At 30.9% G+C, this 16864-nt stretch carries 15 protein-coding genes; 14 read left to right on the forward strand and 1 reads right to left on the reverse strand.

Annotation, left to right across the window (positions count from 1 at the left end; translation table 11 throughout):
* Positions 1 to 103: 103 nt before the first annotated feature.
* Positions 104 to 439: a hypothetical protein gene (locus tag I2A75_RS17360; protein WP_195266861.1), complete on the reverse strand. Its 336-nt coding sequence runs from the start codon at positions 437 to 439 to the stop codon at positions 104 to 106.
* 800 nt (positions 440 to 1239) lie between these two features.
* Between I2A75_RS17360 and ilvN the strand changes: the two genes are divergently transcribed.
* The 14 genes from ilvN to I2A75_RS17430 all read left to right on the forward strand — a co-directional run bounded on the left by ilvN (position 1240) and on the right by I2A75_RS17430 (position 16721).
* Positions 1240 to 1752 carry an acetolactate synthase small subunit gene (gene ilvN, locus I2A75_RS17365; protein ID WP_195266862.1) on the forward strand — a complete coding sequence of 171 codons (513 nt, stop codon included), beginning with the start codon at positions 1240 to 1242 and terminating at the stop codon, positions 1750 to 1752.
* 105 nt (positions 1753 to 1857) lie between these two features.
* On the forward strand, positions 1858 to 3453 hold the full coding sequence (cimA, locus tag I2A75_RS17370; protein WP_195266863.1) for a citramalate synthase: 1596 nt from the start codon (positions 1858 to 1860) through the stop codon (positions 3451 to 3453).
* Positions 3454 to 3470: 17 nt separating this feature from the next.
* The gene (gene leuC / locus I2A75_RS17375) at positions 3471 to 4742 is read left to right on the forward strand and encodes a 3-isopropylmalate dehydratase large subunit (RefSeq protein WP_195266864.1); all 1272 of its coding nucleotides are present in this window, start codon (positions 3471 to 3473) and stop codon (positions 4740 to 4742) included.
* Positions 4743 to 4933: 191 nt separating this feature from the next.
* A complete protein-coding gene (gene leuD / locus I2A75_RS17380; RefSeq protein ID WP_195266865.1) occupies positions 4934 to 5422 on the forward strand; it encodes a 3-isopropylmalate dehydratase small subunit in 489 nt (162 codons plus the stop codon).
* A 142-nt stretch (positions 5423 to 5564) separates the two neighbouring features.
* Positions 5565 to 6641, forward strand: coding sequence for a 3-isopropylmalate dehydrogenase (leuB, locus tag I2A75_RS17385; protein ID WP_195266866.1), 1077 nt, complete (start codon positions 5565 to 5567; stop codon positions 6639 to 6641).
* 14 nt (positions 6642 to 6655) lie between these two features.
* On the forward strand, positions 6656 to 8314 hold the full coding sequence (gene ilvD, locus I2A75_RS17390; RefSeq protein ID WP_195266867.1) for a dihydroxy-acid dehydratase: 1659 nt from the start codon (positions 6656 to 6658) through the stop codon (positions 8312 to 8314).
* Between the two features lie 69 nt (positions 8315 to 8383).
* Positions 8384 to 10060, forward strand: a complete 1677-nt coding sequence (gene ilvB, locus I2A75_RS17395; protein WP_195266868.1) for a biosynthetic-type acetolactate synthase large subunit — start codon at positions 8384 to 8386, stop codon at positions 10058 to 10060.
* A 12-nt stretch (positions 10061 to 10072) separates the two neighbouring features.
* Positions 10073 to 11077 (forward strand): ketol-acid reductoisomerase, encoded by a 1005-nt coding sequence (gene ilvC / locus I2A75_RS17400; protein ID WP_195266869.1) that lies wholly within the window; start codon positions 10073 to 10075, stop codon positions 11075 to 11077.
* Positions 11078 to 11200: 123 nt separating this feature from the next.
* Positions 11201 to 11629, forward strand: coding sequence for a hypothetical protein (locus I2A75_RS17405; protein WP_195266870.1), 429 nt, complete (start codon positions 11201 to 11203; stop codon positions 11627 to 11629).
* 256 nt (positions 11630 to 11885) lie between these two features.
* The gene (gene menA / locus I2A75_RS17410) at positions 11886 to 12842 is read left to right on the forward strand and encodes a 1,4-dihydroxy-2-naphthoate polyprenyltransferase (protein ID WP_195266871.1); all 957 of its coding nucleotides are present in this window, start codon (positions 11886 to 11888) and stop codon (positions 12840 to 12842) included.
* A 300-nt stretch (positions 12843 to 13142) separates the two neighbouring features.
* Positions 13143 to 13661: a hypothetical protein gene (locus I2A75_RS17415; protein ID WP_195266872.1), complete on the forward strand. Its 519-nt coding sequence runs from the start codon at positions 13143 to 13145 to the stop codon at positions 13659 to 13661.
* A gap of 139 nt (positions 13662 to 13800) precedes the next feature.
* Positions 13801 to 14061, forward strand: coding sequence for a GIY-YIG nuclease family protein (locus tag I2A75_RS17420; protein WP_195266873.1), 261 nt, complete (start codon positions 13801 to 13803; stop codon positions 14059 to 14061).
* Between the two features lie 641 nt (positions 14062 to 14702).
* Positions 14703 to 16529: a glutamine--fructose-6-phosphate transaminase (isomerizing) gene (gene glmS / locus I2A75_RS17425; protein WP_195266874.1), complete on the forward strand. Its 1827-nt coding sequence runs from the start codon at positions 14703 to 14705 to the stop codon at positions 16527 to 16529.
* A gap of 27 nt (positions 16530 to 16556) precedes the next feature.
* Positions 16557 to 16721 (forward strand): hypothetical protein, encoded by a 165-nt coding sequence (locus I2A75_RS17430; RefSeq protein ID WP_195266875.1) that lies wholly within the window; start codon positions 16557 to 16559, stop codon positions 16719 to 16721.
* Positions 16722 to 16864 lie beyond the last annotated feature (143 nt).

A 16864-nucleotide genomic window follows, 5' to 3' on the forward strand; every position in this document is an offset into this window, starting at 1 on the left:
CCCCTGTTCAATACAGAAATCATCTTCTTTGTGCATAACCCTTTTTTTATAATGTCCTTGACATAGGTATCAGTTTATTTCGCGAGCCCCTTGATTTCTATGTCTATTCTTCTATTGTGACTGATAATTGTAACTCCCCATTATCTTTTACATCGTTTATTCTTATATGAAGTACTCCTGAATATTTAACAGCAACATCTGGGTTAATTGCATCAGGTTTTAATGCATATGAGAAATTCTCTTCATTTGTTTTATTATACATCATAATATCAGTATGATTCTTTAGATTGATAGTAGAAATCCCTGTCTGTTTATTTTGTCTAGGTTTTAATGTAGGAATAACTACATCTTCTGACATACTTCCTTCATAATTAAAGGAAATATCATTAATAGTTGTATCAGTATTGTTAGTAATATTTACTATGGTGGAAATCCGCACATAAAAAACATCCCTCTCAATTTAAATATTTTAGTATCTTCTGAACTAAATTTAATTTAGAATATGAAATTATATATAAGTAATATGTTTTAAAATCGGTTGATTAATAAATATTTTTATATAATATTGGTCATAGAAATATTATTACTACATTTGTTTTTTATTTTATTTAGCATTGATATTAATGATTAATATAGAAAATATAGGTTATTATATAATATTTTACTATTATTATAAAAAATGTAAATAGGATGATTAATAAATAAGAATCCTAGATTTAAGCTGTAAATTAAATTGATAAAAAAATGTATATTTTAATGGAACAAAAATATGATAATAGAAAAATAATTAGTTGTTTATCAGTAATAAAGGATATTAATTAATAAAATGGTAATTATTAGTATTGTGAAAAAGTATTCAAAAAGCAATTTGGTAAAGTTTTGAATTTGTGATTGACACTGGAAGAAATGAGGAGTAGAATTTTAGCAATAACAAAATTTAATATGTCCTTATAAGTTTTATAAATGCAAAGACGGAGACTTTTGTTTAGAAAATAAAGTTACAGAGAGTCCATGGTAGGTGTGAATGGATACTTTACTAAATGAATATCACTCCAGAGCAGTGTCCAGAAAGTACATGGGGGTATGAGTAAGCGACTACCGGTAAGCACCGTTAAAGGCAAGGGTTTGATAGAACCTAGTGATAGTATAATTTAAGGCGGAATGTTTATTACCACCATATTGAGTCATATCATAAGGGTGGTTTTTTTACACAGTTTTTTAATAAAGGGGGCTAAAAATTTGGAAAGGCATGTATTATCTGTACTAGTACGCAATTCATCTGGGGTATTAACTAGAGTTTCAGGATTATTTGCAAGACGAGGATTTAACATTGATAGTTTAACTGTTGGGAGAACAGAAAATCCTGAAATATCTAGAATGACAATTGTATTAATGGGGAATGAAGATGTACTAGAGCAATTTACAAAACAACTCAATAAGCTAGAGGATGTTCTAAGAGTGCATGAATTAAAGTCAGAATTTTCAGTATATAGAGAGCTGGTTTTAATTAAAGTACAGGCTTCACCAGAAAAAAGAGGGGCAATAAACGAAGTAGTAAAAATATTTAGAAGCAAGATAATAGACGTTGCTCACAATACAGTAACAATAGAATTAACTGGTGATGATAGCAAAATAAATGCATTAATAGAGCTTATGGAAGACTACGGAATAGTAGAAATAGTAAGAACAGGAATAACAGCATTGGAAAGAGGAGACAAAGATATAACAGAGTATGGGGAATATTTTAATTAATGGACAATTGATAATTGACAATGGACAATTTAATGGATAATGGAAAATTGACAATTGATAATTATCCACTATCAATTGTAAATTACTCTTGGGGGTGTTTTAGCAATGAGCAATAGACGAATAGAAATATTTGATTCGACTTTAAGGGATGGGGCACAGGGTGAAGATATTTCATTTTCTCTTGAGGATAAAATCAAGGTTGCTATGGCTTTAGATGAAATGGGGGTATCTTATATAGAGGCAGGGAATCCTGGATCAAATCCAAAGGATATGGAATTTTTTAAAAGGATGAAAAATATTAATTTAAAGAATTCTAAGTTAGCTGCGTTTGGGGCAACGAGAAAAGCTAACATTACGGTTGAAGAAGATATTAATATTAAAAGTTTAATAAAAGCAGAAACAGATGTTATTGTTATCTTCGGTAAGGCATGGGATTTTCAAGTTAAAGAAATATTGAAAACATCACTAGATGAAAATATAAATATGATAACTGATTCAGTTAGATATATAAAAGATAAAAATAAAGAAGTCATATTTGATGCAGAACATTTCTTTGATGGATATAAAGAAAATAAGACATATGCTATGGAAACTATAAACGCAGCAAAGGAAGCTGGAGCTGATGTAATAGTATTATGCGATACAAATGGAGGAACACTTCCATCTGAAATTAAAGATATATCAAAGAGCGTAATGGAATCAATAGGCGGAAGAGTAGGAATTCATTGTCATAATGATATTGGAATGGCTATATCAAATTCAATAATGGCTGTAGAAGAAGGGATATGCCATGTTCAGGGGACATTTATAGGTGTTGGAGAAAGGTGTGGAAATGCTAATTTATCAGCTATTATACCAACATTGCAATTAAGGATGGGTTATGAAGCTATACCAAAAGAAAGATTATCAAACTTAACAAAGACAGCAAGGTTCATTTCAGAAATTTCAAATATAAATTTATTAGATAATATGCCATATATAGGGGCATCAGCTTTTGCACATAAGGGTGGAATGCATATAGATGCAGTGTTTAAATCATCAAAATCATATGAGCATATAAAACCAGAGCTTATAGGAAATGATAGAAGATTTTTAGTATCAGAAGTAAGCGGTAAAAGTACAATTCTAAAAGAAATACAAAAGATTTTCCCAAGTATAACAAGAGAAAGTGAAGAAGTAGAAAAGATAACTAATAGGCTAAAGGAATTGGAATATGAAGGCTATAAGTTTGAAGGAGCAGAAGGGACAGTAGAACTCTTAATAAGAAAAACAATAGGAAAGTATAAACCTTTTTTCAAACTTAATCATTTTAAAACAATAGGAGAACAGCCATGGAATAATAAAGATTTTACTTCAACAGCATTAATTAATATAACAGTTGATGGTAAGAATAAAATGACTGCATCTGAAGGTGATGGTCCTGTGAATGCATTGGATAAAGCATTAAGAGAAGCTCTTGAATGTTTTTATCCACAATTAAAAGAAGTAAGATTAGTAGATTATAAGGTTAGAGTTTTAGATTCAGAAACTGCAACAGGAGCAAAGGTAAGAGTTCTTATAGAATCAACAGATGGAGTAGAAAATTGGAGCACTGTTGGGGTATCAAGAGATGTTGTGCAGGCCAGTTGGATAGCTTTAGTTGATTCATTAGAGTATAAATTAATAAAAGATATAGAAAAAACAGTAAGAATGTATTTTTAAAAAGGGGGATTAAAAATATGGGAATGACTATGACTCAAAAGATTCTAGCAGCTCATGCAGGACTAGAAAGTGTAAAGGCAGGTCAACTAATTGAAGCAAACTTAGATTTAGTATTAGGTAATGATATTACATCGCCAGTTGCAGTAAAAGAGTTTAATAAACTAAACTTAGATAAGGTATTTAATAAAGATAAAATAGCTATAGTACCAGATCACTTTACACCTAATAAGGATATAAAAGCAGCAGAGCAATGTAAATTTATTAGAGAGTTTGCAAGAGAAAAAGAAATCACTAACTTTTTTGAAGTCGGAGAAATGGGAATAGAGCATTGCTTAATACCAGAAAAAGGTTTAGCAATTGCAGGGGATGTTGTAATTGGGGCAGATTCACATACTTGCACATATGGGGCATTAGGAGCATTCTCAACAGGAATAGGATCAACAGATATGGCTGCTGGTATGGCTACAGGTAAGTGTTGGTTTAAAGTTCCTTCAGCAATAAAGTTTGTTTTAAAAAATAAGCCATCAAAATGGGTTAGTGGAAAAGATGTAATACTTCATATAATTGGGATGATAGGTGTTGATGGTGCATTATATAAATCCATGGAATTTGTAGGGGATGGATTAAAATACTTATCAATAGATGATAGATTTACAATGGCTAACATGGCTATTGAAGCAGGTGGAAAAAATGGAATATTCAAAGTTGATGATATAACTATTAAATACTTAATGGATCATGCACAAAGAGAATGGAAGGTATATGAAGCAGATGAGGATGCTGAATATGATGAAGTTTATGAAATAGATTTAAGTACATTAAGACCTACAGTAGCATTTCCACATTTACCTGATAACACAAGAACTATAGATGAAGTTGGAGAAGTAGCTGTAGATCAAGTTGTTATAGGATCTTGCACAAATGGAAGAATTTCAGACCTAAGAGTTGCAAGAGATATATTAAAGAATAAAAAAGTTAAAAAGGGAGTTAGATGTATTGTATTCCCAGGAACTCAAAAGATTTACCTTCAAGCTTTAGAAGAAGGAATAATAAAAGATCTAGTAGAAGCTGGAGCAGTAGTATCAACACCAACTTGTGGTCCATGCCTAGGTGGGCATATGGGGATACTTGCAAAAGGTGAAAGAGCAATATCAACAACAAACAGGAACTTCGTAGGAAGAATGGGGCATGTTGAGTCAGAAGTTTACCTAGCAAGTCCAGCAGTAGCAGCAGCATCAGCATTGACTGGGAAGATAACAAGCCCGGAAGAAGTAGAGAACAATGGATAATGGATAATGAACAATATAATTAATAATTGATAAGGGATAATGGACAATTTAGGAAATAATTCAGGCAAGCTGAGTTAGAGAATTTTAGTTGTTTTAATAATTCAGCAAAGCTGAATTATTAAAACAATTATCAATTTTCCATTGTCAATTGTCAATTTTCAATTGTCAATTTAAACAAGGGGGTTATGTAAATGAAAGCAAGTGGAAAGGTCTTTAAATATGGTGACAATGTAGATACGGATGTGATAATTCCTGCAAGATATTTGAATACATCGGATCCTAAAGAATTAGCAATGCATTGTATGGAAGACATAGATTCTGATTTTACGAAGAAGGTTGAAAAGGGAGATATAATCGTTGCAAATAAGAATTTTGGATGTGGATCATCAAGAGAGCATGCTCCAATAGCAATAAAAGAAAGTGGAGTAAGCTGTGTAATAGCATCAACATTTGCAAGGATATTCTATAGAAATGCAATAAATATAGGATTGCCAATAATAGAATGTGAAGAAGCGGTTAAATCAATAGAAGCAGGAGACGAACTCGAAATAGATTTTACTACAGGAGTAATCAAAAACAAATCAAAAAATCAAGAATACCAAGGAGAACCATTTCCAGAGTTTATGCAGAAGATAATAAATAGCAATGGACTAGTAAACTATATTAAGAACAATTCATAATCAATGGATAATGGAGAAAGGACAATGGATAGTTAATGAATAAACTCCTGCGGAGTTTATAAAATTTAATAATTCAGCGAAGCTGAATTATATCTACAATTGTCTATTGTCAATTATCAATTAATAAGGGGGGCTTTTTAATATGAATTATAAGATAGCGGTTATACCAGGGGATGGAATTGGTCCAGAAGTTGTGGAACAAACTGTGAATATTTTAAATTGTGTTGGGGATAAGTTTAATCATGTGTTTGAATATGAATATTTATTAGCTGGGGGATGTGCAATAGATAAAAAAGGAACACCTCTTCCAGATGAAACTTTGGAAGCATGCAAGAAGGCTGATGCTGTATTACTTGGTGCAGTTGGAGGACCTAAGTGGGATAATCCAAATGCAAAAATTAGACCAGAGCAAGCATTACTTGGGCTTAGAGGTGGAATGAATTTATATTGTAATTTAAGACCAGCTTTATTATATGAATCTCTTAAGGATGCATCTCCACTTAAAGATAGCATTATAGGTGATGGAATTGATATATGCGTAGTTAGAGAATTGACTGGTGGAATATATTTTGGTGAAAGAGGAAGAGAAGAGCTAAATGGAGTATCTGGAGCTTATGATACTGAAAGATACAATGTAAATGAAGTAAGAAGAATAGCTAAAATAGCATTTGATACAGCAATGAAGAGAAAGAAAAAACTTACTAGTGTTGATAAGGCAAATATTTTAGAAACTTCAAGGCTATGGAGAAGTGTTATAGAAGAAGTAGCTAAGGATTATCCAGATGTAGAAGTAAATCATATGTATGTTGATAATGCAGCTATGCAATTAGTTAGGGATCCAAGACAGTTTGATGTAATAGTGACATCTAATATGTTTGGAGATATTTTATCTGATGAAGCTAGTATGATAACTGGTTCTATAGGAATGTTACCTTCAGCTTCATTAGGAGAAGGCACTCTTGGAATGTATGAGCCGATACATGGAAGTGCACCAGATATTGCAGGGAAGGGAATAGCCAATCCGCTGGCAACAATACTTTCAGCAGCAATGATGCTAAGATTTAGCTTTAATTTAGAAAAAGAAGCTAATCTTATAGAAGAATCTGTTGTAAAAGTGCTAGAAGATGGATATAGAACAGGTGACATAATGAGTGAAGGAATGAAGCTAGTTGGAACTAAAGAGATTGGAGAGTTAGTTATACAAAAAATATTGGGATAAAAGAGGTGAGTTATTTGAGAAGCGATGTAGTTAAAAAGGGACCATCAAGGGCTCCTCATAGATCATTACTAAAGGCTACAGGTCTTACAGATGAAGAAATAAATAGGCCGTTAATTGGAGTTGTAACTTCACAAAATGATATAATTCCAGGTCATATAAATTTAGATAAAATAGTTGAAGCAGTTAAAAAAGGCGTACTGCTATCTGGGGGAACACCTTTGGTATTTCCAACTATAGGAGTATGTGATGGTATTGCAATGGGACATGAAGGAATGAAGTATTCCTTAGTTACAAGAGAACTTATAGCAGATACTATTGAGTGCATGGTTAAGGCTCATGGATTTGATGCTTTAGTTTTAATACCAAATTGCGATAAAATTGTTCCAGGTATGATGATGGCAGCATTAAGATTAAACATTCCAGCAATTGTTGTGAGTGGAGGACCAATGCTTGCAGGAAAATTTAAGGATAAGGAAGTATCACTTTCAACTATGTTTGAAGCAGTTGGCGCTTATGAAAATGGGACTATGTTAGAAGGAGATTTGTGTGAACTAGAAAATAAGGCATGCCCAACATGTGGGTCATGTTCAGGAATGTTTACTGCAAATTCAATGAATTGTTTGGCAGAGGTTTTAGGGCTAGCATTGCCTGGTAATGGAACCATACCAGCAGTATATTCAGAAAGAATAAGACTTGCTAAATATGCAGGGATGAGAATAATGGATTTATTAGAAAAAGATATAAAGCCAAGAGATATAGTTAATGAAAAGTCTATAAAGAATGCATTGACAGTTGATATGGCTTTAGGATGCTCAACAAATAGTGTACTTCATTTAACTGCAATTGCAAATGAAGCAAAGGTTGAAATGAATTTAGATATTATCAACGAAGTATCTTCAAAAACTCCAAACCTTTGTAAGTTGGCACCAGCATCTGATACTCATATAGAAGATTTATATTGGGCTGGTGGAATACAAGCTGTTATGAAGGAACTTTCAAAGAAGGATTTATTAGATTTGGATTGCATAACAGCAACTTCTAAAACTCATAAAGAAAACCTAAAAGATGTAGTAGTAAATGATAATAATGTAATAAGAAATATAGACAATCCATATAGCACTACAGGTGGAATCCAAGTATTAAGAGGAAACTTAGCAAAAGATGGAGCAGTAGTAAAAAAATCAGCAGTTCTAGAAGAAATGTTAACACATAAGGGACCTGCAAGAGTATTTGATTCTGAGGAAGAAGCAATAGAAGCAATTATTTCTAAAAAAATTATAAAAGGTGATGTAGTAGTAATAAGATATGAAGGGCCTAAGGGTGGTCCAGGAATGAGAGAAATGCTATCTCCAACATCAGCAATAGCAGGAATGGGATTAGATAAATATGTAGCATTAATAACAGATGGAAGATTTAGTGGAGCAACAAAAGGAGCTGCAATAGGGCACGTTTCTCCAGAAGCAGCAGAAGGAGGAACAATAGCATTAGTTGAAGAAGGAGATATAATTTCAATAGATATACCAAATGGTAAACTAGAGCTTTTAGTAGACGATGAAGTTTTAGAAAAAAGAAGAAAAAATAAAACATTATTAGAGCCAAAAGTAAAAGAAGGCTACTTAGCAAGGTACGCTAAGTTGGTGAGCTCGGCTAGCAAAGGAGCAATACTGGAGTAATGGATAATTGGCAATGGATAATTGACAGTTGACAATTATCCATTATCCATTGAAATAAGGGGGTTATTTATGTTTTTAACAGGGGCTGAAATATTGATTAAATCTCTCTTGGATGAGGGTGTTGATACTATTTTTGGATATCCTGGTGGTGCTGTTCTTAATATATATGATGAGTTATATAAGTATAGGGATAAGATAAATCATATATTAACAGCGCATGAGCAAGGGGCAGCACATGCGGCAGATGGGTATGCTAGGGCAACTGGAAAGGTTGGTGTATGTTTAGCAACTTCTGGACCTGGGGCAACTAATCTTGTGACTGGGATAGCAACTGCTTATATGGATTCTATACCAATGGTTGCAATAACGGGAAATGTTACAAAGCAACTTCTTGGAAAAGATAGCTTTCAGGAAGTTGATATAACTGGAATAACTATGCCGATAACAAAGCATAATTATATAGTTAAAGATGTGAATGATTTACAAGGAATTATAAGGGAAGCTTTTTATATAGCTAAAGAAGGTAGACCAGGACCAGTACTAATAGATATACCTAAGGATATTACGTCAGCTAAAGCAAAATATGAACCTATAATTCCAAAGGAAGTAGAAAGAAAAACAAAGCATATAACGGATGAAGCTTTAGAAGAAGTAGCCGCATTAATAAATGAGGCTGAAAATCCTTTTGTATATGCAGGGGGTGGAATAGTAGCATCAGAAGCTTTTGAAGAGCTAAAGGGATTTGTTGAAAAAATAAATTCACCAATAGCGACTTCGCTTATGGCAATTTCAGCATTTCCTTATAATCATCCATTATATACAGGGATGATAGGAATGCATGGAACTAAAGCTTCAAATATATTAGCTACTAAATGTGATCTATTAATAAATTTAGGAGCAAGATTTAGTGATAGAGTCATTAATAATCAAAAAAATATAAAGAATGCAAAGGTAGTTCATATAGATGTAGATCCAGCAGAAATTAATAAAAATATCAAAGTGGATTCATTTATAGTTGGGGATTTAAAGGTTGTTCTTCAAAGGTTAATTCCATTACTAAAAGAAAAGAAAAATGAAGAATGGTTAAATCAAATGAATGAACTTAAAGATTTAAATGTTAAAGATACTTCTATTACAGGAGAGTTAACTCCAGAGTTTTTATTTAGGAAGCTTAGTGAATTAGATGATGGAAGTTTTGTAATAGCTACTGAAGTTGGTCAGCATCAAATGTGGGCAGCTCAGTATTTTAAATATAAGAATCCAAGAAGTTTCATATCCTCAGGTGGACTTGGAACTATGGGATTTGGATTAGGGGCATCAATTGGTGCACAAATTGCACTAAAGAATAAGCAGGTTTTTAATATAGCTGGAGATGGAAGCTTCGGAATGAATTGTAATGAATTAGTTACAGCAGTAAAGAATAATTTGCCTGTAATTATAATAATAGTTAATAATAATTCATTAGGAATGGTAAGGCAATGGCAAAACTTTTTCTATGAGGCAAGATATTCATCAACAACTTTAAATAGATCGACTGATTTTGTTAAATTAGCTCAGGCCTTTGGGGGAAGAGGTTTTAGAGTTTATGAAAAAGAAGAACTAGAACCAGCTTTAAGGGAAGCCTTAGAGTTTAAAGGGCCAGTAGTAATAGATTATGTAATTCATAATGATAAAAAAGTATTTCCTATGGTTGCACCTGGTGCACCAATTAATGAAATAATAAGTGAAGAAGATGTAGATAATTAGGGGGTTAGAAAAATGGCAAAAATGTATTATGAAAAGGATACAAATTTAGAATTATTAAAGGGGAAAAAGGTTGCTATAATTGGATATGGTAGTCAAGGCCATGCTCATGCATTAAACTTACATGAAAGTGGAATTGATGTTGTTGTTGGACTTTATGAAGGAAGTAAGTCTTGGGAAAGAGCTGAAAAAGCAGGATTACATGTAGCAACAGTTGCAGAAGCAGCAAAGGCTTCAGATGTAGTAGTTATATTATTACCAGATGAAAAACAAGCAAAGGTATATAATTCAGAAATAGCACCATACCTAGAAGCAGGAAATTCATTAGTATTTGCACATGGATTCAATATTCATTATGGACAAATAGTTCCGCCAGAAAATGTAGATGTATTTATGTGTGCTCCTAAGGGACCAGGACATATGGTAAGAAGAACATATACAGAAGGATCAGGAGTTCCATGTTTAATAGCTGTATATCAAAATCCAACAGGAAATGCTCGTGATTTAGCTTTAGCTTATTCAAATGGAATAGGTGGAGCCAGAGCTGGAGTATTAGAAACTACATTTAAGGATGAAACAGAAACAGATTTATTTGGAGAACAAGCAGTTCTTTGTGGAGGTTGTACAGCGCTTATAAAAGCAGGATTTGAAACTTTAGTAGAAGCAGGATATGCTCCTGAAAATGCATATTTTGAGTGTTTACATGAAATGAAGCTAATTGTAGATTTACTATATCAAGGTGGAATGAGTATGATGAGATATTCTATATCAGATACTGCTGAATATGGTGACTATATGGTGGGGAATAGAATAGTAACTGAAGAAACAAAGCAAGAAATGAAAAAGGTGTTATCTGAAATTCAAGATGGAACATTTGCAAAGAATTGGTTATTAGAAAATCAAGTTGGAAGACCTATGTTTAATGCAAGAAGAAGAATGGAAGCAGAACATCCAATTGAAAAAGTTGGTCAAGAATTAAGAGAAATGATGAGTTGGATAGATACTAAGAAGTTGGATTAGGAATATTTTAAAAGGAGCTGTCTATAAGGCAGCTCTTTAATTTTAATTGTAAGAAGGCTCTTTATTCTATACATATTTAATATATGTTATAATTAATATAGTAAAAACAAAGGAGGATTGGGTATGTTTTTAGATGAACTTAGCAAAGAGTTAGGTACTGCCTATATCAACTTACTTGTAGAATTTGCGTTAGTAGATGATAAAGTAGAAGAAAAAGAGAAGGAATTAATTGAGAGAGCATTAAAAGAAATGAATATGGAGGACTTTGATTTAGAAGAAGTTAGCCATGAAGAAACAATCAATGTTATAAGGAATGCTGGAGAGAGAATAATAAACATAGTATTTTTTGAATTAACTAGAGTTGCATTAGCAGATGCTGAATATGAGATGTCTGAAGTAAGATTTTTAGATGATTTAGCTGAAGAATTAAGCATTTCTAGGGTTAAGAGATTCCAAATGGCAGATTATTTTTATAAGCATTCAGAATATGATGAAGAAGATAAAGAAAGTCAAGAATCAGTTAAAATAGAGGCACAAGCATTTTTAAATTAAATATTTAAATTAAAAATTAAATAAATGAAAGTAAACTAGTAGAGAAAACTTATATCTCATGTTTTAGAACTTATTTATAAAATTAATAAATTTGAATTTCTCTACTTTTTTCTTTTAATTTTAGGTGGAAATATATAAGTTTATTCTAATTCTAAACAAATTTATTAGATTGGTGAACTTACATGTTTTCACTTTCTTATTTTTAAAAGAAGTTATAAAATAGTTAATATAATATTTTTAGAGGGAGAGATTAATTTTGAGAATAGGTAGCTTTTTAAAATTAGTAGAGATACAAACAAAAGTAGCAAGTGTAATTCCATTTTTATTAGGAACTTTTTATGCTTTATACAGATATGATAATTTTAATATAAAAAATGCAATAATAATGTTTTTATCAATGATAATATTTGATATGACTACTACAGCGATTAATAATTATATGGATTATGCAAAAGCAGTTAAAAAAGAAGGATATGGATACGAAACTCATAATGCTATAGTTAGTTATAATTTAAATCCAAGAGTAGTTAGGATAACTATTTATTTTATGCTTATATTAGCAACAGCTTTAGGGTTACTGCTAGTTAAAAATACTAATATAATAGTTTTATTAATAGGTGCAATTTCATTTGTTATAGGAATTACATATTCATTTGGTCCAATACCAATATCAAGGACACCATTTGGAGAAATATTTTCAGGTCTTGCAATGGGATTTATAATAACGTTTTTAACTATCTATATACATATATTTGATTCAGAGATATTATCAATTAACTTTACCAATTTAAATAACATAAGCATAAACTTTAATATATTTGAGTTGATATACATATTTATTGTAAGTTTACCAGCTATAACTGGAATTTCTAATATAATGCTTGCAAATAATATTTGTGATATAGATGAAGATATAGTAAATAAAAGATATACACTTCCGATATATATTGGAAAAGAAAATGCCTTAAAGGTATTTAAATGGTTATATTATATTGGATTTATTGCTATAGTAGTTGGAGTATTGCTTAGAATATTACCGGTAGTTTCAATAGTAACATTACTAGTATTAAAAGTTATAAAGGGAAATATAAATAAGTTCAATAAACTTCAAACTAAAAAAGATACTTTTGTATTAGCAGTAAAGAATTTTGTTGTGATGAATGTAGTTTATGCATTAACTGTGTTAGGTGGAGTTATTTTAAATTTATTTTAAAAACAAAAATATTATTTAAACAATTTAAAATAAATTAATGGATTTATTGATTGTGTCAAATTACATAAATAATTTTTAATTTTATAGGAGGAACTGTCTTTTAAGATAGCTCCTTTTTTTACTATAAATTTAGATTGAAATGAATATTGTATTTTGGTAACTGCAAGCTTTCTGAACTTATGAGGGCATCATCAATAAGATGATTACCTAATAAGTATAATTTAAAGTTTAAGAGAGAAAATAATTGTGTGGTTATGAGAGAGGGAGAATAAATATATGGTGAAAAAAGGAGGAACTAAAATGAAAAAATTATTAATAGGTATGTTAATAACTTGTAGTTTAGGATTAGCAGCGTGTGGAAACGCTACAGAAGGAAATCCATCAACAAATAACAATTCAGGTACAGGAGTAACAGATAAGGCAGGCACAGGAACAACAGATGGTACAAACGGAATGAATGGAACAAATGGTACTGGAGTGACAGATAATACAAATTCAAATACTAATGGTACTAATAATCAAGGGGGCTCAGTAAATGAGAGTAGGACTTCTGTAAATAATTTATACACAGAATTTAAAGGAAAAGTTGAGGGCGGAGTAGAAAATATAAAAGCTGAAGATTGGGATAAATATAGCAGTGAATTCAAAGGGAAACTTACAAATTTAAAGAATACGGTTGAAGATGCTTCCATAAAAAGTACTGTAACTGATATGGAAAATTTATTTAACGAATATGATACAGCAATAAGAGAAAAGAAAGATTTAGCTAAAGATAAAGTAGAAGAAATGAGAAATAGAATAGAAAATGCATTAAAGTAGATATTGAATAAAAGGTTATCTTAAAAAGTATAGTTTAAGATAACCTTTTTATTAAGTTATAAATTACTTTTATAAAAGCTTTTTATTGAGTTATAATTTACTTATTAAAAATATAATGAAGATTAGACTAGGTGATAAAATGAATTACGTTTATATATTAAAATGTAGCGATAACACTTTATATACAGGGTGGACAACCTCTCTAGAAAAAAGGATTAAAGCTCACAATAGTGGAAAAGGAGCTAAATATACAAAAGCTAGATTACCAGTAGAAATAGTATATTTTGAAGAATTTGAAGATAAAAAAGATGCAATGAAAAGAGAATATGCAATAAAGCAATTATCTAGAAAAGAAAAATTAAAATTAATAAGCATGTTTACTATGCATAATGCAGTTTAATATAATATATTTATAATAAAAATGAAATTAATAAAGGATGTAGTTACTTTTATAAAAAGAAAAAGTAACTACATCTTTTTTAGATAATAGACAATTGATAAAAGAATCAACCTTAAAGCATAGATATGAAAATTCAGCTTAAGATGAGCTTTTTACATAATTATGAATTGTCCATTATCAATTATCCATTGTAAATATGTCTAGACATCTACATGTATAGTTATTAACAAGAGTAAACAAGAGAAAATAGAAGATATATAGAATTAATTTAATAAAATAGCTTAAAACAATTAAATTTAAATAAAAATAGTTGATTTTAACGAAAAATGTGTTAGAATTAGTGTAGATTTTAATTTTATATGCATAAGATAGAGTATAGATTAAATCAAATATTTAAAGAAAGGAGAAAAATGATAATAAAAATAAAAGCGCCAGAACTCAAATGAGTTGACGAGGTTGGGGAGTATCGATACTTCGGCGGGTGCCCCACGGTATTGCACACTACCGTTAACAGCTAATAAAACTACAAAGTGATTTGTAGGACAACATTAGCTTGGTGTTAAAACCTTCAATAAGGAATATAAGTTCTTTATTAGAAATAAAATTAAAAATACAGTTGAAGAAAAGGAAGGAAGATAAATATGTGCGGAATAGTTGGATTCGTAGGAAATAAGGAAGCATCTCCAATATTAGTTGAGGGATTATCAAAGCTTGAATACAGGGGATATGACTCAGCAGGAGTAGCTGTATTAGAAGATGGAGAAATTAAAGTTAGAAAGTTTAAAGGACGTTTAAAGAATTTAGATGATCATTTAAAGCAGAGTCCTTTAAAAGGAAGTATAGGAATAGGACACACTAGATGGGCAACTCATGGAGAGCCATCAGATATAAATTCACATCCTCATACAAATGGAAATGCAACAATAAGTGTTGTTCATAATGGAATTATAGAAAATTATATGAAGTTAAAGGAATGGCTTAAGACAAAGGGATATGAGTTTTATTCAGAAACTGATACAGAAGTTATTCCAAACTTAGTAGATTATTATTATAAAGGTGATTTATTTGAAGCTGTAGTAAAGGCAACTTCAAAAATGGAAGGAAGCTATGCAATAGGTGTTATTTGTAAAAATGAGCCAGATAAAATAGTTGCAGTTAGAAAAGATAGTCCATTAATAGTTGGACTTGGAGAAAAAGAATACTTTATAGCTTCAGATATACCAGCAGTTCTTAATCATACAAGAGAAGTTTATTTATTAGAAGATAAAGAATTTGTGGTAATGACTAGAGATGGAATAGAAATTAAGACAGAAGATGGCGAAGTTATAGATAAGGAAGTATATCATGTTACTTGGGATGTTGATGCTGCTGAAAAGGGTGGATATGAAGATTTCATGTTAAAAGAAATTCATGAGCAGCCAAAGGCAATAAAAGATACTTTAACTTCAAGAGTTTTAAAGGATTCAAAAGTTAAATTAGATAATATAAATATCACTAAAGAAGAATTAGAATCTTTTGATAGAGTATTTATAGTTGCTTGTGGAACAGCTTATCATGCAGGATTAGTTGGAAAAACTATAATAGAAAAGTTAGCTAAAATACCAGTTGAGGTTGATATAGCTTCAGAATTTAGATATAGAGATCCATTAATAACAGAAAAGTCATTATTAATAGTTGTTAGCCAATCAGGAGAAACTGCTGATACTTTAGCAGTTTTAAGAGATGCAAAAAGAATAGGAGCAAAAGTTTTAGCTATAACAAATGTTGTTGGAAGTTCAGCTTCAAGAGAAGCACATCATGTACTTTATACTTGGGCGGGTCCAGAAATAGCAGTTGCTTCAACAAAGGCTTATGAAACACAATTAATAGCAATGTATATTTTAGGAATATACTTTGGAGAAGTTAAGGGTACAATTGGTAATGAAACAGCAGAAAATCTTAAAGAAGAATTAATGAATTTACCAGAAAAGGTAAATGAAATATTAGTTAAGAAAGATGAATTACAAAAGTTTGCATCTAAAAACTATATGGATAAAGATCTTTTCTTCTTAGGAAGAGGATTAGATTATGCTGTTGCTTTAGAAGGTTCTTTAAAGCTTAAAGAAATATCATATATTCATTCAGAAGCATATGCAGGTGGAGAATTAAAGCATGGTCCAATAGCTCTAATAGAAAATGGAACTCCAATAATAGCATTATTAACAGAAGATAGATTAAGAGACAAAATGATAAGTAACATCAGAGAAGTAGTTACAAGAGGGGCAAGAGTTCTAGCAATAGCAAATGAAGGGGACGAAGATGCTAAGGAGGTTTGTGATGATGTAATTTATATCCCAAATACAAATTCATTATTAACTCCAGTATTATCAGTAGTTCCACTTCAATTAATATCATACTATATGGCTAAGCAAAAGGGTTGTGACGTAGATAAGCCACGTAACTTAGCAAAATCAGTTACTGTTGAATAGTATTTGTTATAAAGGAGAGAAGTAATTATGAGAGAAGATTTAGTTAAAACTTTATTAAATGAATATAAGGAAACTGAAAAGGCATTAGAGCTTGGAATAGATTGGTTAAATGATAAAGATTACGCTAAAGGAAAACTTGATTTAGTAAAAGTAATAATATCTGATTTAGAAAGGCTATCTAAAGAAGCTTAATAATATAAGAATGGGGCTGTAGCAAAATAAATTTTGATATTAGCTCATAAAAAGGGAAGCTCTAATTAAACTGATACCTATGTCAAGGACATTATAAAAAAAGGGTTATGCACAAAGAAGATGATTTCTGTATTGAACAGGGG

It is taken from the genome of Clostridium sp. 1001275B_160808_H3 (assembly GCF_015550425.1).
GTDB lineage: Bacteria > Bacillota > Clostridia > Clostridiales > Clostridiaceae > Clostridium.